Annotated in this window: 15 protein-coding genes; 10 read left to right on the top strand and 5 right to left on the bottom strand. The window is 70.5% G+C overall.

Features of this window, described 5'->3' with window-relative positions; all coding sequences use genetic code 11:
* The 5 genes from ACWD5F_RS10410 to ACWD5F_RS10390 all read left to right on the top strand — a co-directional run bounded on the left by ACWD5F_RS10410 (position 1) and on the right by ACWD5F_RS10390 (position 6,051).
* Positions 1-960, top strand: a complete 960-nt coding sequence (locus tag ACWD5F_RS10410; RefSeq protein WP_402346034.1) for an ABC transporter permease — start codon at positions 1-3, stop codon at positions 958-960.
* Positions 957-1,838, top strand: a complete 882-nt coding sequence (locus ACWD5F_RS10405; RefSeq protein ID WP_401717215.1) for an ABC transporter permease — start codon at positions 957-959, stop codon at positions 1,836-1,838. Before ACWD5F_RS10410 ends, ACWD5F_RS10405 begins: the two co-directional genes overlap by 4 nt.
* A complete protein-coding gene (locus ACWD5F_RS10400) occupies positions 1,835-3,514 on the top strand; it encodes a dipeptide ABC transporter ATP-binding protein (protein ID WP_451252961.1) in 1,680 nt (559 codons plus the stop codon). The genes ACWD5F_RS10405 and ACWD5F_RS10400 overlap by 4 nt, the downstream gene beginning before the upstream one ends.
* Complete coding sequence (locus tag ACWD5F_RS10395) at positions 3,511-4,461, top strand: ROK family protein (RefSeq protein WP_451252959.1); 951 nt, start codon at positions 3,511-3,513, stop codon at positions 4,459-4,461. Before ACWD5F_RS10400 ends, ACWD5F_RS10395 begins: the two co-directional genes overlap by 4 nt.
* 189 nt (positions 4,462-4,650) lie before the next feature.
* Positions 4,651-6,051: a glycoside hydrolase family 43 protein gene (locus tag ACWD5F_RS10390; protein ID WP_451252957.1), complete on the top strand. Its 1,401-nt coding sequence runs from the start codon at positions 4,651-4,653 to the stop codon at positions 6,049-6,051.
* A gap of 105 nt (positions 6,052-6,156) precedes the next feature.
* Here ACWD5F_RS10390 and ACWD5F_RS10385 read toward each other — a convergent pair whose 3' ends face one another.
* The gene (locus ACWD5F_RS10385; protein ID WP_451252955.1) at positions 6,157-7,113 is read right to left on the bottom strand and encodes an ABC transporter substrate-binding protein; all 957 of its coding nucleotides are present in this window, start codon (positions 7,111-7,113) and stop codon (positions 6,157-6,159) included.
* A 382-nt stretch (positions 7,114-7,495) separates the two neighbouring features.
* On the opposite strand from ACWD5F_RS10385, the gene ACWD5F_RS10380 reads away from it, so the two are divergent.
* From ACWD5F_RS10380 to ACWD5F_RS10365, 4 genes are read left to right on the top strand one after another with little or no spacing between them, the layout of a single operon-like run.
* A complete protein-coding gene (locus tag ACWD5F_RS10380; RefSeq protein WP_451252953.1) occupies positions 7,496-10,246 on the top strand; it encodes an ATP-binding protein in 2,751 nt (916 codons plus the stop codon).
* Positions 10,243-10,719: a roadblock/LC7 domain-containing protein gene (locus ACWD5F_RS10375; RefSeq protein ID WP_123996961.1), complete on the top strand. Its 477-nt coding sequence runs from the start codon at positions 10,243-10,245 to the stop codon at positions 10,717-10,719. The genes ACWD5F_RS10380 and ACWD5F_RS10375 overlap by 4 nt, the downstream gene beginning before the upstream one ends.
* A gap of 39 nt (positions 10,720-10,758) precedes the next feature.
* Positions 10,759-11,202 carry a DUF742 domain-containing protein gene (locus tag ACWD5F_RS10370; RefSeq protein WP_401717200.1) on the top strand — a complete coding sequence of 148 codons (444 nt, stop codon included), beginning with the start codon at positions 10,759-10,761 and terminating at the stop codon, positions 11,200-11,202.
* Positions 11,189-11,791, top strand: coding sequence for a GTP-binding protein (locus ACWD5F_RS10365; protein WP_280874662.1), 603 nt, complete (start codon positions 11,189-11,191; stop codon positions 11,789-11,791). The genes ACWD5F_RS10370 and ACWD5F_RS10365 overlap by 14 nt, the downstream gene beginning before the upstream one ends.
* A gap of 66 nt (positions 11,792-11,857) precedes the next feature.
* On the opposite strand, the gene ACWD5F_RS10360 is transcribed toward ACWD5F_RS10365, so the two are convergent.
* The 3 genes from ACWD5F_RS10360 to ACWD5F_RS10350 are packed head-to-tail and all read right to left on the bottom strand — an operon-like array spanning position 11,858 to position 14,366.
* Positions 11,858-12,526, bottom strand: a complete 669-nt coding sequence (locus ACWD5F_RS10360; protein WP_451252950.1) for an ABC transporter permease — start codon at positions 12,524-12,526, stop codon at positions 11,858-11,860.
* Positions 12,523-13,239: an ABC transporter permease gene (locus tag ACWD5F_RS10355; protein ID WP_401717194.1), complete on the bottom strand. Its 717-nt coding sequence runs from the start codon at positions 13,237-13,239 to the stop codon at positions 12,523-12,525. Before ACWD5F_RS10355 ends, ACWD5F_RS10360 begins: the two co-directional genes overlap by 4 nt.
* Positions 13,236-14,366, bottom strand: a complete 1,131-nt coding sequence (locus ACWD5F_RS10350) for an ABC transporter ATP-binding protein (RefSeq protein ID WP_401717192.1) — start codon at positions 14,364-14,366, stop codon at positions 13,236-13,238. Before ACWD5F_RS10350 ends, ACWD5F_RS10355 begins: the two co-directional genes overlap by 4 nt.
* 279 nt (positions 14,367-14,645) lie before the next feature.
* Here ACWD5F_RS10350 and ACWD5F_RS10345 point away from each other — a divergent pair, with 279 nt between their 5' ends.
* Entirely contained in the window at positions 14,646-16,769 is a 2,124-nt protein-coding gene (locus ACWD5F_RS10345) for an ArnT family glycosyltransferase (RefSeq protein WP_451252949.1), read from the top strand.
* Positions 16,770-16,861: 92 nt separating this feature from the next.
* Here the strand turns inward: ACWD5F_RS10345 and ACWD5F_RS10340 are convergent, their stop codons facing one another.
* Positions 16,862-17,605 (bottom strand): FAD:protein FMN transferase, encoded by a 744-nt coding sequence (locus ACWD5F_RS10340; protein WP_451252947.1) that lies wholly within the window; start codon positions 17,603-17,605, stop codon positions 16,862-16,864.
* Between the last annotated feature and the right edge of the window lies 1 nt (position 17,606).

The raw sequence follows: 17,606 nt of genomic DNA, 5'->3' as shown, positions 1-17,606 counted from the left end.
ATGGAGACTCTCGGCTACCTGGCCCGGCGGGTGCTCCAGTCCCTCGTGGTGATCCTCATCGTCACGGTCGTGGTCTTCTGCCTGCTGCACGCGCTGCCCGGGGGTCCCGCACGCGGGATCCTCGGGCCACAGGCGACGGCCCAGCAGATCGCGTCGTTCAACCACGAACAGGAACTGGACCGCTCGTTGCCCGTCCAGTACGTCCACTATCTCGGCACCCTGCTCCACGGTGACCTCGGCACGTCGTACACGCTCAACGAGGCGGTCTCCAAGCTCATCGAGCAACGGCTGCCGAAGACACTGGTGTTGACGGTGCTGTCGGCCCTCGCGGGGCTGCTGCTCGCGATTCCGCTCGGCATGTGGCAGGCCGTGCGCCGCAACAAGCCGGCCGACTACGTGATCACGACCTTGAGCTTCGTCGCGTACTCGACGCCCGTGTACTTCCTGGGGCTGATCCTGGTGCTGGTCTTCACGCAGACCCTGCACTGGTTCCCCTCCCAGGCGCCCCAAGGGGACACGCTGGCCGACGTGTTCGCGGATCCGGTGGGGCTCGTGCTGCCGGTCGTCACGGGGGCCGCGTCCATGGTGGCCGTGTTCAGTCGCTATATGCGGGCGTCGACGCTGGAGAACCTCTCCGAGGACTACGTCCGCACCGCGCGGGCCGGTGGGGCCCGGCAGGGGGCGATTCTCTTCCGGCATGTCTTCCGGAACTCGCTGACGCCGGTGATCGCGATGCTCGGGTACTACGTGCCGGTGCTGTTCGGCGGTGCGCTGGTCGTGGAGCAGCTCTTCAACTACCCCGGGATGGGGCTGCTGTTCTGGAGTGCGGCTCAGTCCTCCGACTACCCGGTGCTGTTGGGGTGCGTGCTGGTCATCTCCGTGGCGACGGTCGTCGGAACGCTGCTGGCGGATGTCGTCCAACGGATCGTCGATCCCCGAGTGAAGGCGGGCCAGGTATGACAGCCGTCCTGCAGACCACGCCCACGACGGAGCCGGTGGCCAACTACCGCCTGTCGCTACGACGGTTCACGCGCAACAAGCTGGCCGTCGCCGGACTCGCCGTGGTCGTCCTCTTCCTTCTCTTCTGCTTCGTCGGACCGCTGCTGTACTCCACCGACCAGACCCACACCGACCTCACCCAGGTCAACCTCGGGCCCAGCGGCTCCCATTGGCTCGGTACCGATGCCGTCGGACACGACGAGCTCGGGCGGTTGATGTACGGCGGGAAGGTCTCGATGCTCGTCGGGCTGGCGGCCGGGATCCTGGCCACCGTCATCGGGACCCTGTGGGGCGCCACCGCGGGGTATGCCGGCGGTTGGCTGGACGCGGTGATGATGCGGATCGTGGATGCCGGGATCGCCATCCCCGCCCTGTTCATCCTGTTGGTCGTCTCCGCGATCACGACCCCGGACACGCTCGGCCTGATCGTCGTGCTCGGGTTGGTGTCCTGGCTGGTGCCGTCCCGGCTCGTGCGGGCCGAGACGCTCACGCTCAAGAGCCGGGACTACGTGCTGACGTTGCGCGCGACCGGCGGCACCCACGGGCGGGCCATCCGGCGGCACATCCTGCCGAACTCGGTGTCGACGATCGTCGTCGCGGCCACCTTCCAGGTCGCCGACGCGATCCTGCTCGTCGCGTACGTCTCGTATCTCGGTCTGGGCGTCCAGCCGCCGAAGACGGACTGGGGCGGCATGCTGTCCGCCGGGCTGACGGCGGCGTACTCCGGGCGCTGGTGGCTGATCGTTCCGCCGGGTCTCGCGATCATCCTCGTCGTGTGCGCGTTCAACGCGATCGGCGACGGGCTGCGCGACGCCTTCGACGTGAGGGGCCGAGGGTGACGGAAACAGAGGGGACGAAGGTGGCGAACATCCTGGAGGTCGCGGATCTGGGGGTCACCTTCAGCACCGACACCGGTGAGGTGCACGCCGTGCGCGAGGTGTCGTTGCACGTGCGGCCCGGCGAGACGCTGGCGTTGGTCGGCGAGTCCGGGTCCGGGAAGTCGACGGTGGCGCTCGCGGCGATGGGTCTGCTGCCGTCCAACGCCCGTGCGTCGGGGCGGGTTTCGGTCGACGGCACGGAGGTCGTCGGGGCCGGCGAGGCCGAACTCTCGCGACTGCGGGGCCGTACCGCGTCGATGGTGTTCCAGGAGCCGGCCACCGCGCTCGACCCGCTGACCCGGGTCGGTGCGCAGATCGCCGAGGTCGTACGCAATCACCGGGCCGTCTCGCGTGCCGAGGCCGCCCGTGAGGCGGTCGAACTCCTGCGCAGGGTCGGCATTCCCGAGCCGGAGCGGCGGGCGTCGGCGTTTCCGTTCCAGCTGTCGGGCGGGCAGCGGCAGCGGGTCGTGATCGCGATGGCGATCGCCAACTCGCCGGGCCTGCTGATCGCGGACGAGCCGACGACCGCCCTCGACGTCACCGTGCAGGCCGAGATCCTGGATCTGCTCCGGGCGTTGGCGGCCGACTCCGATACGGGTGTGCTGCTGGTGACGCACAACATGGGCGTGGTCGCCGACTTCGCCGACCGGGTCGCGGTGATGCTGAACGGTGAGGTCGTGGAGTCCGGGTCGGTGGAGCAGGTGCTGTTGCACCCGGAACACGAGTACACCCAGCGGCTGTTGGAGGCTGTTCCCCGGCTGGCGGTGGAGGAGCCGGCGGTGAAGGCACCGGCACCCCCACCGCCGGACCCGGAGGGGGAAGCCGTGGTCGAACTCCGGGATGTCTCCGTGCGGTTCGGACGTGGGCCGGGGGCCGTGCAGGCCCTTCAGGACGTGTCTCTCACGGTGCGGCCCGGTGAGACGGTCGGGCTCGTGGGCGAGTCCGGGTCCGGCAAGTCGACGGCGGCGAGGGTCGCGTTGGGGCTGGTCGCGCCGAGCGGCGGGGCGGTGTCGCTGTTCGGGCGGGAGCTCGGCCGGACCCGGGGGCGGGCGCGCCGAGCCCTGCTGTCCGGGGTCGGTGTGGTGCTCCAGGACCCGGTGGCCTCGCTGGACGCCCGGATGAGTGTCGGGGAGTGCGTGGCCGAGCCGCTGCGGATGCATCGCCGGGGTCTGTCGGCGGCCGAGCGGCGGACGCTGGTCGCGGAAGTACTGGAACGGGTGCGGTTGCCGCGGGAGTTGGCGGGGCGCGGGCCCCGTGAGCTGTCCGGCGGTCAGCGGCAACGGGTCAGCCTCGCACGGGCATTGGTGCTCGAACCACGGCTGCTGGTCGCGGACGAGCCGACCAGTGCGCTGGACGTGAGTGTGCAGCGGACGGTGCTCGAGGTGATCGCGGAGTTGCAGGGCGAGCTCGGGTTCGCGTGTCTCTTCGTGTCGCACGACCTCGCGGTGGTCCAGCAGTTCGCCCAGCGGGTCGTCGTCATGCGGGCCGGACGCGTCGAGGAACAGGGGCCGACCATGACCACGCTGCTGCGTCCGGAGACGGAGTACACCCGCCGGCTCATCGCGGCCGTGCCCGTGCCGGACCCGGTCGTGCAGCGCCGCCGCCGGGCGGCCCTGCGTACGGGGGTCACCGCGTGACGCGCTCCCCCGAGGTGGTCGCGGGCGTCGACATCGGCGGCACGACCACCCACGTCGTGCTGTGCGCCGAGGACTTCGGCATCGGCGACCGCCTGGAGGTGCCCACGCCCGCGGACCGGGGCGGGACGGCGATGGTCGGCGCCGCGCTGGACGCCGTACGGCTGCTGCTCGAACGGACTCCCGGTCGGCTGCTGGGAGTTGGTGTCGGGGCGGCCGGTCTGGTGGACGTTCGGGCCGGGCGGATCCTGGTGGCCAGCGACTCCTTCCGGGACTGGGCCGGGTTCGAGGTGACGGCAACGGTCGAACGGGCCCTGGGCGTACCGGCGTTCCTCGACAACGACGTCAACGCGTTCCTGCGCGGGGAGGCGGCGGCCGGCGCGGTCGCGGGCGAACCGTATGTGCTCGGCATGACCTTGGGCACCGGGGTCGGTGGGGCACTGTGGCTGGATGACGCCCTGTACGAGGGCCCGCACGGGGCGGCCGGCGAGATCGGGCACGTGCCCGGCTTCGGCGAGCTGCCGTGCACCTGCGGCGGGCGCGGCCACCTGGAGACGCTGGCGTCGGGCCGCTCGATCGCCGCGCGGTACGGCGAGCGCACCGGCCGGGACCTGACCGCCCACGAGGTCGCCGCCGCGGCGGCCCGGGGCGAGGCGGACGCCCTCGCGGTCTACGAGGCGGCGGGTGCCGGTGTGGCCAGGGCACTGCTGGTCACGGCCGGTCTGCTGGACGTGACGACGTGCGTGATCGGCGGGGGCGTCAGCCGGTCGTGGTCGCTCCTCGAGCCCGCGATACGCCGGACGCTGACCGTCGAGCCGCCCGTCAGCGGACGTGCCCTGCGGGTGCTGCCCGCCGCTCTCGGCGGTGACGCGGTGGCGGTCGGGGCGGCGGCTCGGGCGTGGGCGGAGCTGGGCGCGGTGGGGGCGGCGGCGGAGCGGGCGCGGGCCTAGGCCCCGCCGGCCCCACCGGCGTACCCATGTCCCGTCTGTGACGTGCTTGTGGATCATCGATCGAATCCGGCCAAGCGTGACCGGGTGATTGACGCTCACGTGTCACATCCCTACCTTCTGATCGGTTTACCGAACCTCGTTCGATATACCGACACTTGGGCACCCCCCGCACGCCCCCAGGAGAGCCAGATGAACGCCAGACCGAACCCCGGCCCCCACCCCTCCCGCCGCCTGTTCCTCGGCATGACCGCGACCGTGCCGCTCGCCGCCACCGGCGCTCTGGCGCTCGGCGCCGGTACCGCCCACGCCGCCGACTCGGCGTACGTGATGGCCTACTTCACCGAGTCCCCGGACATGCTCGCCGCCAACTACGGCCTGCATCTCGCCGTCAGCACCGACGGCCTGCAGTGGACCCCGCTCAACCAGAACGCCCCCGTGGCCACGCCGACCGCCGGCTCGCTCGGCCTGCGCGACCCCTTCATCCTGCGCAAGCAGGACGGCACGTTCGTGGTCCTCGCCACCGACCTCAACGGCACCGACTGGACGTACGTCAGCCAGTACCTCCACGTCTGGGACTCCACCGACCTGCGCACCTTCACCGGTTACCGGCGGATGAAGGTGCACGATCTGGACACCCACGCCTGGGCGCCCGAGGCGTTCTGGGACGCGGAGCGCGGCCAGTACGCGGTGATCTACTCGGCGGTCAACTCCAGTGGCCACAACGTGATCATGGCGAACTACACCACCGACTTCGTGACCGCCGGCTCCCCGCAGGTCTTCTTCGACCCCGGCTACGACGTCATCGACGGGGACATGGCCGTCGGCGTGGGCGGCTACAACTACCTGTACTTCAAGAAGAACTCGACCCTGGTCGGCGCGCGCTCCACCTCACTGGACCCGGGCAGCTTCACGGAGTTCAGCACCGCCGTCTCGCACAACGGCACCGAGGCCCCGACGCTGGTCAAGTCCCTCACGTCCAGCTCGACTTGGTACCTGTGGGGAGACACCTGGTCGCCCAACGGCGTCTTCTACGCCTGGCAGACCAGCAGCCTGGCCACCGGCACCTGGACCGCGCTCGACCAGAAGACGTACACCCAGCCGCTGAACTCCAAGCACTGCGGCATCCAGCCCATCACCACGGCCCAGTACAACAACCTGGTCGCCAAGTGGGGCACGCCCGCCTGGAACCGGCTGAAGTCCTACAACCACCCGGCCCGGTACGTCCGGCACAGCAACTACATCGGCCGGATAGACGAGTACGCCTTCGATCCGTACACCGACGCGCAGTGGAAGCTGGTCCCCGGTCTCGCCGACAGCTCGGGGGTGTCCTTCCAGTCGGTCAACTACCCGACCCGGTATCTGCGGCACTACAACTACGCGCTCCAACTCGACGTCAACGACGGCACGTCGACGTTCGCGGGTGACGCGACCTTCTACCGCACGGCGGGCCTCGCCGACGCGAGCTGGGCCTCGTTCCGCTCGTACAACAACCCGACCCGCTACCTCCGGCACTCCAACTACGTCCTGCGCATCGACCCGATCTCGACGTCGACCGAGCAGCAGGACGCGACCTTCTACGTCGGCTACTGAGACGTCGGGTACGGAGACACGGGCCGCTGAGCGGCGGGCAGGACGAAAGCGGGCGCCCCTCCCGGAAAGGTCCGGAGAGGGACGCCCGCTTCAGAGGTCCGGGGGTCAGCCCAGGCCGACCGTCTTCAGCCAGGCCTTCGCGACGTCCAGCGGGTCCTTGTTGTCGAGCTGGACCTGCGAGTCCAGGTCGAGCAGGGCCTTGGTGTCGAGCTTGGCCGAGACCGCGTTCAGCGCGGCGACGCCGTCCGAGGACAGACCGCTCTTGTAGACCAGGGGCTGCACGTTCTCGAAGCCGAAGAGGTTCTCCGGGTCCTGGAGGACGACGTGCTTCTCCTTGACGATGGTCGGGTCCGTGGTGAAGAGGTCCGCCGCCTGCACGGTGTTCTTCTTCAGCGCGGCCTGGGTCAGCGGGCCGCCCGCGTCCAGCGCCTTGAAGGACTTGAACTCCAGGCCGTACACCGACTTCAGGCCGACCAGGCCCTGCTGGCGGGTCTGGAACTCCGGCGAGGCACCGATCGACAGGTCCTTCGCGATGTCCTTGAGGTCCGCGATGCTGGACTCGGCGGTCAGGTTGTACTTCTTCGCGGTCGCCGCGTTGACCGTGACCGAGTCCTTGTCCTGCGCCGAGGCCGGGTCGAGCAGCGTCAGCTTGGTGTCCAGCTTGGCGTCGATGGCGGCCGTGGTGGCCTCCACCGTCTTCGGGGTGGCCTTCGGGTCGAGGTAGGCCAGCAGCGCGCCGTTGTACTCGGGCAGCACGGTGATGGAGCCGTTCTTCAGCAGGCCGTAGGTGGTCTCACGGCTGCCGATGTTCGGCTTGTAGGTGACCTTGATGCCCTTCGCCTTGAGCGCCTCGCCGTAGATGTCGGCGATCAGGATGCTCTCGGCGAAGTTGTTGGATCCGACGACGACGGTCTTGCCGTCCGACTTGTCCCCGGCCAGGGGGTCGGAGTTGTCGTCGGAAGAGGAGGAACATCCCGCCAGCAGGGCCGTGGTGGCGGCGAGCGCTACGGCGGCCGCGGGATGAATCCTGAAGGACCTGCTGCGTGGGGCGTTGGAAGTCACGATTCCCGTTCCGGACTCTGGGGATTGGTGTGAAGCGAGCGCTGCAACTGATCCAATCCAGCCTGTTCTCACCCAGTCAAGAGCAGCCTGGTCACCGATTGGACTCAATGCGTGATCGCTTACGCCTCAATGCGTGATCACCTGTGAAGGAACGGCGAACGGACAGGTGAGGAACCGGAGGCTCTTTGTAACGGATTCTTGACGTAGGGCGACGCGCTTGATCGTTCAAAGAGGCGGTAGTCTCACGGCAGTTGGCGTCGGTCACAGCGGTGTGCGGGGGCCGCTTCGGTGTCATCGGCACCATTTCCGGGGTCCGGCTCATCGATCAGAATCGGTCACGCGCATCGACGCGTCCGACGAGAACATGCACGAAGGAGGACCGGTGTCCACGACCGAAGTGGACGCGCCCGCCCGGCAGGCCCCGCCGCCGTCGAAGGGCGGTATTCGGGGCTTCGCCGACCGGTGGCCGTTCAGGCGCAAACTCAACCTCCTGGTCGGCATTCCGCTGGCCGTGGTGGCCGTCCTGCTCACCTATCTCGTCGTCGACCAGGTGGGCCAGTCCACCTCCGCGTCCGACGCGGCGCGGCTGGTGCGCAACAGCGCCCAGGTCGCCACGCTGGTGGACCGGGTGGAGGCCGAGCATCAGCAGGCCATCCTGCTCTCCGTGCGGTTCGAGGCCGTGGACGGCGGCGCCAAGCCCTCGCTGGCCGGCTACCGGACCGCGCAGCAGGCGGTGAGCCGACAGGTCGAGAAGGTGCGCGACGCCTTCGGCGACCAGCTGCCGAGCACCGAGGCACAGGCGCTGCGCGAGGTCGAGGGCCTGACCAGCCTGCGCGAGACGATCGAGCAGGGCTATCTGCCCGCCGACAACATCGACCCGGCGTACACCAACGCCTCCAAGGGCCTGATCGACGGCCTGGGCCTGGACCGCAACGAGTCGCTGGCCGCGACCTTCACCGGCAACCTGCTGGACTCGCTGCTGCGTGCCGACGCGGCCCACAGCTCCTTCGAGACCAGCGTGTTCTCCGCGCGCACCGGCGACACGAACGCGCTGATCGAGTTCATCAACGCGGTCGGCGCCTACGAGCTCTACAGCCACCAGGCGGAGCGCTTCGCGCGGTTCGCGTCGGAGGAACAGACCGACCGGCTGAACGGCATCGAGCACAACTCCGCACAGGCGACGATCACCCAGCACTACGCCGAGCTGCAGATCGACCCGAGCGGACTGTCGGCCCAGTCGCCCGCGCAGATCGGCAGGGCGCTGTCGGCCGCGCTGGCCGACTACCCCGACTACCGCGACCAGTCCGCGACCCGGCTGAAGATCACCGCCTCGCTCATCGGTGACATTGCCGACCGGGCCGACGACGCCTCCGGCGACGCCTCGCTGCGCGCCGCGCTGCTGCTCGGCGCCGGTCTGATCGGCTTCGTCCTGTGGATCGCCTTCTCCGTGGTGGTACGCCGCTCGGTGGTCCGTCCGGTGATGGCCCTGACCGGGGCCGCGCAGGAGGTCGCCGAGGTGGCCGGGCGCGAGCTGGCCCGGGTGGCCGACGACGACACCGAGGACTCCGGGCCGCCGATGCTGCGCGAGATGCCGGTGACGGCGAACGACGAGATCGGCACGCTGGCCGAGGTGTTCAACCGGGTGCAGACCACCTCGATCGCCCTCCTGGAGCGTCAGGTGCTCAGCCGCCGCAACGTGGCCGAGATGTTCGGCAACGTCGGCCGCCGGGTCAGCAACCTCACCACCCGCCAGCTGGCCCTGATCGACGCGGTGGAGCGCGGCGAGACGGATCCGGCGCTGCTCGAACGCCTCTACTCGATCGACCACATCGCCGTGCGTCTGCGCCGCAACGCCGACTCCCTGATGCTGCTGGCCGGCATCCGCGAGACGGTCCTGGACTCCGGACCCACCGAGCTCACCAACGTCGTACGCGCCGCGCTCGGCCAGATCGAGGGCTTCCAGCGGGTACGGCTCCAGGCCCGCACCGAGATCATGGTGGAGCCGGACATCATCGGCGACCTCACGCTGATGGTGGCCGAACTCCTGGAGAACGCGGTGTCGTTCTCGCCGGCCGGCAGCCCGGTCGAGGTGGCCGTACGGGACGCCTCCGTCGAGGACGGCTCGGGCGCCTCGATCGTCATCGCGGACCACGGTCTGGGCATGAGCAGCGAGCGGATCGCCGAGGAGAACGCCCGGCTGATCCGCCGCGAGCGCCTGGACCTCGTACCGACGAAGGTGCTCGGCCTGTTCGTGGTCGGCACCCTGGCCCGCCGCTGGGAGGTCGACGTCACCCTCTCCCGCACCCCGGGCGGCGGTGTCACGGCCGAGGTGACGGTCCCCTCGTCGCTGCTGCTGACGATGAGCCCCGTCGGAGCGATGGCCTCCGACGGTTCGGCGGGGAAGGACGCGCCGTCGGCCGACCGCCGGGCCGCACAGGACACGTGGGCCGGACGTGACAGTGACCCGGTGGGTTCCACCGACGCCGTCACCCACGACTCCACGACCGGCGTCGGCCTGCCCGAGCGGGACTCGACGGCGGCCACTCCCGTGCGGGCCGCGTGGGACGCGGTCGGGCCCGGCAGCGGCGTCGGTGGCGCGACCGAGCGGGACGGCTCCGTGGCCGGCCGCAACGGCACCGCGCCGGCGTCGGCCACCACTCCCAGCTGGGCCGTTCAGGACGACTCGGCCGTCGATCACGTGTCAGGCCGGCGGCAGCCAACCGGCGTCGAGGAGGACACCGGATTGTCGGATCACGCTCCGGCCGACGGGCGACCGGACCCACTCCCCCGTCGCGTCCCCAAGCGGGAAGCGGCGGAGCCCGAAGCCCCGTTCATACCCAAAGCCCGTACCGAGACTCCCCCGGCGCCGACAACGGTGTCCGCCGAGGACGGCGCGACGCGCCCGTTGCGCCGCCGCGTTCGCGGCGCGACGCTGCACACGACCGCCGACGCCCAGCAGTCGGCACGGCAGGCCCCCCGGCCCGCCGACGCGGACGCCGTCCGTGACTCGCTCGACGAGTTCGAGGCGGCGGTGGAGCGGGCCAACCGCGACAGCACCTCCGCCGGGACCGGCGTACGCACGACCCCCGATCCGCAAGACCAGAACCATCTCCCGGAAGGAGCGGAGCAGTGAGTACGTCGACAGGTGACACTCCGACGGGAAGCACCACGCCGACCGACCTGCAGGCCGCCGCAGCAGACTTCAACTGGCTGCTCAACCGATTCGCCACCGAGACCGCGGGCGTCGTGGACGCCATCGCGGTCTCCTCCGACGGGCTGCTGATCGCCGTGTCGGAGCTGCGCGAGCGGGCTCACTCCGAGCGGCTGGCGGCCATCGTCTCGGGCATCACCAGCCTGGCCGCCGGAGCCTCCGGCAACTACGGTCTGGGCGGTCTGAACAAGGTCATCATCGACCTGGAGGGCGGTCACGTCATCGTCTCCGCGATCGGCAGCGGCGCCGTGCTCGGCGTGGTCGCCGACAAGGAGGCCAAGCTCGGCAACATCGCCTACGAGATGACGCTGTTCGCCAACCGGGCCGGGGCCGCGCTCAGCCCCCAGCTCGTGCTCGAACTGAAGAACACCGTCGGCGTCCCGTCGAAGCGCTGACCCGGTCGCCGACCGGTCCGAAGAGGAGGACGACAACTCATGACGGACGGCCGTGCACCGGCCGGCGAGGACGGTACGCAGCGCCCGGGCCAGGCCCCGGTCGGACCCGCCTCCGCCGTACGGCCGTTCCTGGTCACCGCGGGGCGGGTGGCGCCCACCGCGGCGGTCGGCCGGCCGGTGCCCGTGGAGACCCAGGTGGTGGCCACCGCCGAGGGGCTCGCGGTGCTCGACTCGCTCTCCTTCGAGCAGCACGACATCGTCGCCGCCTGCCGGGTGCCCCAGTCCATCGCGGAACTGGCGGCCCGGCTGCGGCTGCACCTCAACGTCGTCCGGGTCCTCGCCGAGGACCTGCGTGCCGCCGGTCAGCTGGCGGTGCACGTTCCCGACTCCGGCGTCACCCATGACGCCACCGTCCTGCGCAGGGTGATCGACGCCCTGCGCGCCATACCCGACTCCCGAGGGGCAGTCCGTGACACCGACTGAACCGGCCACGCGCGGCACGGCCGCTCCGGTGGCCGCCGTACGCCCGCCGCTCCCGGTGAAGATGGTGATCGCCGGCGGTTTCGGCGTGGGCAAGACCACCGCCGTCGGCGCGATCTCCGAGATCGAGCCGCTGACCACCGAGGCCGCCATCACCGAGGTCGCCGCGGGGGTGGACGACCTCAGCCACACCCCGCGCAAGACCACCACCACGGTGGCCATGGACTTCGGCTGTCTCACCATCGACCCGACCCTGAAGCTGTACCTGTTCGGCACGCCCGGGCAGGAGCGGTTCGGGTTCATGTGGGACGACATCGTGGAGGGCGCGGTCGGCGGGCTCGTCATCGTCGACACCCGCCGCCTCGACGACTGCTACGCGGCCGTCGACTACTTCGAGCACCGGCAGATCCCGTTCGCGGTCGCCGTCAACGCCTTCGACGGGAAGATAGAGCACACGCTGGAGGAGGTCCGCTGGGCGCTCGACGTCGCCGGGCCCGTCCCCGTGGTGGTCTTCGACGCCCGTGAGCGCGGCTCGGTCCGCGACGCGCTGCTCGTCGTACTGGAACTGGCGCTGGCACGCTCGCAGGCGTAGCCGCACGAGAAGCGGGCCCGGAACGGACGTACTGTCCGCTCCGGGCCCGCTCTCGTGTGTCGGTCGTCAGGCGCCGCGGCGTACGCCCGCGGAGACCGTGAACCGGTTGATCGCCCAGAACAGTCCGAGGGTGATCAGGGCGAGAACGGCGACCAGGGTGGCGCCGCCGACGACCTTCTCGTAGTTGCGCTGGTAGAGGCCGTCGACGATGTACCGGCCGAGGCCGCCGAGGCTGACGTAGGCGGCGATGGTGGCCGTCGAGACGATCTGGATGGCCGCCGAGCGCAGTCCGCTGAGGATCAGCGGGAGCGCGACCGGGAGTTCGACCTGGAACAGGATCCGCGGCTCCGCCATGCCCATCCCGCGTGCCGCGTCCACCGGGGACGGGTCCACGGACCGCATCGCCTCGTACGTCGTCACCAGGATCGGCGGGACGGCGAGGACGACCAGCGGGATCATCACGGGCAGATGCCCGAGGCCCAGCAGCACGAACATCAGCACCAGCAGACCGAAGCTGGGCAGGGCGCGGGCGGCGGTGGCGATGAGCGCCAGGGAGTTGCCGCCGCGTCCGGTGTGGCCGGTGAGCAGGCCGATGGGCAGTCCGATGGCGGCGGCGATGGCGAGGGCGGTCAGCGAGTACTGGATGTGCTCGCGCAGCCGAGTGGGGATGCCGTCGTAGCCGTGCCAGTGGGCGCTGTCGCTGAAGAACTGGTTGATGTAGTGCAGTACGTTCACCGGACCGCGTCCTCCAGGGCGGGCGCGGCCGGTTCGGGCCGGGCCGGTTCGTCGACGGGGCGTGTCCTGCGCCCGCCGCGCGGCATCCAGGGCGTGATGACCAGCCGGATGACGACCAGGACGGCGTCCGCGAGGATCGCGAGGACGGCCGTACCGATCACGGACAGCCAGATCAGCCGCGGCTGGTGGTAGATCATGCCGTCGTTGAGCAGGTTGCCGAGGCCGCCCTGGTTGCCGATCAGCATGCCGACGCTGACCAGCGAGATGCTGGACACGGTCGCCACCCGCAGCCCCGCGATGATCGCGGGCGCGGCGATCGGCAGCTGCACCTGGACGTAGCGGCGGATCGGCCCCAGGCCCATGGCGGTGGCGGCGTCGAGGGTCTCCTGCGGCACCGAGCGGACGCCGTCGACGATGGCCGGCACGAACACGACCAGGCTGTAGACGGCCAGCGGGATCATCACCGTGGTCTCGGTCTGGCCGGTGTAGTCGATGAGGACGACGAAGAAGGCCAGCGAGGGGATCGCGTAGAGGATGGTCGTGATCCACAGCACCGGCGGGTACAGCCAGCGCAGCCGCACACACAGCTGGGCGATCGGCAGCGCGACGACCAGGCCGGCCAGGACCGGGATCAGGGCCTCGCGCAGATGCAGTCCGACCAGGCCCCAGTAGGTGTTCTGGAGGTCGCTGGGTATGTCGAAGAAACCGTTCATCCGGCGACCTTCGCGTCGGCGCGGCCCTCGGCGTGGGCGGCGCGGATGGCCTCGCCGATGGTCTGCTGCGAGACGACGCCGGCCACCCGGCCCTCGGTGTCGACCGCGACGGCCCAGCCGGTCGGCGAGAGCACCGCGCCGTCGAGCGCGGCGCGCAGCGACTCCGTGCCGTGCACGAAGGGCCGGCCGTGCGACACCAGCCGCGCGGGGTCGATCCGGCCCGCGGCCAGGGCGCCCGGCTCGCTCCAGCCGAGCGGCTTGCCGTCCAGGTCGGTGACGAGGAGGTAGGGCGCGTCCGGGGTGGTGCGGGCGGCGATCTGCTCGGCGGTGGCGTCGACGGCCACGATCGGCGTGGTCAGCAGGTCCAGGCCGGCGGAGGAGAAGAAGGAGAGCCGGCGGATGCCGCGGTCCGCGCCGAGGAAGTCCTCGACGAACGGGTCGGCGGGGCTGGACAGCAGCTCGGCGGGCGGGGCGAACTGGGCGAGCTTGCCGCCGGTGCGCATCACGGCGACCATCGTGCCGATCTTGACGGCCTCGTCGATGTCGTGCGTGACGAAGACGATGGTCTTGCCCAACTCCTCCTGGATGCGCAGGAGTTCGTCCTGAAGGCCCTTGCGGACGACGGGGTCGACGGCCGAGAAGGGCTCGTCCATGAGGAGCACCGGCGGGTCCGCGGCGAGCGCCCGGGCCACGCCGACGCGCTGCTGCTGACCGCCGGAGAGCTGGTAGGGGTAGCGCTTGGCGAGCGAGCCGTCGAGGCCGACCCGGCCCATCAGCTCCCGGGCCCGCTCCCGGGCCTTGTCCTTGCTCCAGCCCAGCAGCCGGGGCACGGTCGCTATGTTGTCGATGATCGTGCGGTGCTGGAACAGCCCCGCGTTCTGGATCACATAACCCATCGACCGGCGCAGGGTGTTGACCGGCTGCTTCATGACGTCTTTGCCGTCGATGAGGATGGTGCCCTCGGTCGGCTCGATCATCCGGTTGATCATGCGCAGGGTCGTGGTCTTGCCGCAGCCCGAAGGTCCGACGAGGACGGTGATCGAGCGGTCGGGTATCTCCAAGGAGAGGCGATCGACCGCCACCGTGCCGTCCGGGTACCGCTTGGTGACTGAATCTATCCGTATCAAAACGCCGAATACCCTTCGGGACTGGCAGAAAATGCCCGCTTTGGCCAACGGTCACAGGCCGTTGCCGGGAGAGTCTAAACCGTCCGGGTTTTGGTGTATCGCCTGGAGCGGACGAGATTCATCCGCCCGTTACGAAAAGGGTCGGCACCCTCGCCGCGGGGCCGGATTCTTGGGGTCCGTGGTCACCGCGCTGTGTCCTGCCTGTGAGTTCCCTGATTCTCACTCTCCGCTCAGAGGCCGCTCAGGGATCCCCCAGAAGCGGGCCGGATGGTCACCGGCATGACAACCCTCGCCCCGCCGCCCGCGCCTCCGGCCGACCGGAGCCGCCACCGGGCCACCACTCCGCCGGTCACCCGTGTCCGCAGGCTGTTCACCGGCGCCCCCGAGGACCCGCGCTGGGCCCGCCCCGCCCTGTGGGCGATCCTGATTCTGGCCACGGCCCTGTACGCCTGGAACCTCTCCTCCATCACCGGCAACACCTTCTACGACGCGGCCGTCTACTCCGGCACCAAGAGCTGGAAGGCGTTCTTCTTCGGCGCGCTGGACTCCGGCAGTTTCATCACGGTCGACAAGCCGCCGTTCGCCCTGTGGGTGATGGGCCTGTCGGCCCGCGTATTCGGTTACGGCACCTGGCAGTTGATGCTGCCGATGGTCGCGGTCGGCACGGGCTCGGTCGCCCTCCTGTACCGCATGATCAAGCGTGACTTCGGCGTCGTGGCGGGCACGATCTCCGCCCTCGTGCTCGCCCTCACGCCCATCACGGTCGCCATCAACCGCGACACCAACCCCGACCCGATCCTCGTCTTCCTGATGCTGCTGGGCGCGGCCGCCCTGATGAAGGCCGTACGCACCGGCCGGCTCATGCCGCTCGTCTGGGCCGGGGTCGCGATCGGCTTCGCGTTCAACACGAAGATGATGCAGGCGTACGTCGTCCTGCCCGCGTTCTTCCTTGTCTATCTGTGGGCCACGCGCATCTCCCTGGGCCGCCGCATCCGCAACCTCGCCGTCGGCACGGTGGCGTTGATCGTCTCCAGTGCCTGGTGGATGGTGGTCGTCGACCTGATCCCCGCCTCCTCCCGCCCCTACATCGGCGGCTCGACCGACAACACCGTCTGGGACCTGGTCATCGGCTACAACGGCTTCGGCCGGATCTTCGGGGCGAGTTCGTCGGTCGGCTCGCAGGGCAACGGCGCGAGCTTCGGCGGCGAGGCCGGGCTCTACCGGCTCTTCAACAGCATCATGGGCGGACAGATCTCCTGGCTGATCCCGTTCGCGGCGATCGCCCTGATCGGCGGCCTGGTGCTGCGCGGCCGGGCACCCCGCACGGACGGCAAGCGGGCGGCCCTGATGCTGTGGGGCGGCTGGTTCGTCCTGCACTACCTGACCTTCGCCCTCGCCGAGGGCACGTTCCACCCCTACTACGTCACCGCCATGGCACCCGGCATCGCGGCACTGGCCGGAGCCGGCGGGGTCATGCTGTACCGCGCCTTCAAGGACGGCTCGGCCGCGAAGTGGGGCTGGGTCCTGCCGGCCGCGATCGCGGCGAGCTCGGTCTGGGCGATCGTCCTGCTCCAGCGGGTCTCCGGCTCCGGGACGCTCTACACGGTCGCGGAGGTCGTGGCCGGGGTCGCCGGTGCGGCCGCGGTGATCGGGCTGCTGGTCGGGCGGTTCACCAGGCGGCAGCGGCTTACGGGGATCGCGGCACTGGCGGCGGTCGTGGCGCTGCTCGCCGGGCCCGCCGCGTACTCGGTCTCGGCGGCGACCTCCAGTACCAACGGCACGAACCCGACGGCCGGTCCGAGCACCGGTGGCGGGATGGGCGGCGGCGGTGGCATGGGCGGCGGCCAGCGCCCCAGCGGCAACGGCGGTCCGGGCGGCAGCGGCACGAGCGGCTCGGGCGGTCAGTCGACGGGGACGCCGCCGTCGGGGAGCGCGCCGTCGGGCAGCGGTTCTTCGACCAGCGGATCGTCGAGCAGCGGGTCGTCGAGCAGCGGGTCGTCGTCCGAGGCGGAGTCCGGCGGCAAGTCGGGCACCGAGGGCGCGACCGGTGGCGGTATGGGCGGCGGTTCGCAGGTCTCCTCCGCGGAGATCACGTACCTCAAGAAGCACCAGGACGGCGCCACTTGGCTGGTGGCGGTGGCCACCGACCAGACCGCGTCCTCGATCATCCTGGAGTCCGGTCAGCCGGTGATCTCCATGGGCGGCTGGTCGGGGTCCGACAACGCGATGACCCTCGCCAAGCTCAAGAGCCTGGTGAAGTCGGGCAAGTTGCACTACATCGTCGTCAGCAGTGACGGCGGACAGGGCACCAACTCCGAGATCTCCACCTGGGTCAAGAAGAACGGCACGGCGGTGAGCGACTACAGCGGGCTGTACCGCCTGGACGCCTCCGACGTCAGCTGACGTCCGACACCTGACATCAGGTATCCGGCCCAACAGCCAAGGGCGGGCCGCCGGTTGAGAAACCGGCGGCCCGCCCTTCGGGCGTACGTCCGTCACGCCGCCGCGGCGGGCTCCTTCGCGACGCTCGGGAAGCCGGGCGTGCGCAGAACGCGTCGGTCCGAGTCCACCGCGAACACCTCGCAACCGGCCAGTGAGGCGGCCCAGTCGATGCCCTCGGTGCCCATGGCGAAGGCCGCCGTGGCGACCGAGTCGGCCTCCGTGAGGGTGTCGGCGACGACGGTCAGGCTGAGCAGGCCGGTCGCCGGACGGCCCGTGCGGCCGTCGATGATGTGGTCGCCGCGCTCGTAACGGGCGGAGGTGGCGACCGCGCCGTCGGTCAACTCCAGGACGGTGCACAGCCGGTCGGCATGCTCGGGGTGCCGTACGCCGACCCGCCAGGGCCCGCCGGACGCGACCACGTCTCCCCCGGCGTTGAGGCAGAACCGCCGGGCGCCGGCGGACGTCAGCAGCTCCGCCGCCCGCTGCACCGACCAGCCCTTGACCACTGCGCAGGGGTCGAGGGCGCGGCCGGGCAGCCGGACGTCGAAGGCGCCGCCCGTGGCGAGGCGGTAGTGCTCGCAGAGGGCCAGGATCTCGGTGAGGTCGGCGCTGAGTTCGTGGCGCTCCAACTCACCCCGGTCGTAACGAGAAACCTCGCTGTCCGCCTTGAACGGGCTGAAGCGGGCGTCGACTTCGCGCAGCCAGGCGAAGAGGGCATCGGCCGCCGCCTCGAAGTCCCCCTCGTCGTCCACACGCAACGACACCGGGAAGCCCATGACGTGTTCGACGCGGCGCATC

Source organism: Streptomyces sp. NPDC002499, assembly GCF_053595415.1.
The sequence above is the reverse complement of the archived record's forward strand: the minus strand, read 5'-3'. Positions and strand labels throughout refer to the sequence as shown.

Coding starts and splice junctions, on each gene's coding strand:
- ACWD5F_RS10355 (WP_401717194.1), bottom strand. CDS start 13,239: ATGAACGGTTTCTTCGACATACCCAGCGACCTCCAGAACACCTACTGG.
- ACWD5F_RS10410 (WP_402346034.1), top strand. CDS start 1: ATGGAGACTCTCGGCTACCTGGCCCGGCGGGTGCTCCAGTCCCTCGTG.
- ACWD5F_RS10390 (WP_451252957.1), top strand. CDS start 4,651: ATGAACGCCAGACCGAACCCCGGCCCCCACCCCTCCCGCCGCCTGTTC.
- ACWD5F_RS10345 (WP_451252949.1), top strand. CDS start 14,646: ATGACAACCCTCGCCCCGCCGCCCGCGCCTCCGGCCGACCGGAGCCGC.
- ACWD5F_RS10370 (WP_401717200.1), top strand. CDS start 10,759: ATGACGGACGGCCGTGCACCGGCCGGCGAGGACGGTACGCAGCGCCCG.
- ACWD5F_RS10340 (WP_451252947.1), bottom strand. CDS start 17,605: ATGCGCCGCGTCGAACACGTCATGGGCTTCCCGGTGTCGTTGCGTGTG.
- ACWD5F_RS10405 (WP_401717215.1), top strand. CDS start 957: ATGACAGCCGTCCTGCAGACCACGCCCACGACGGAGCCGGTGGCCAAC.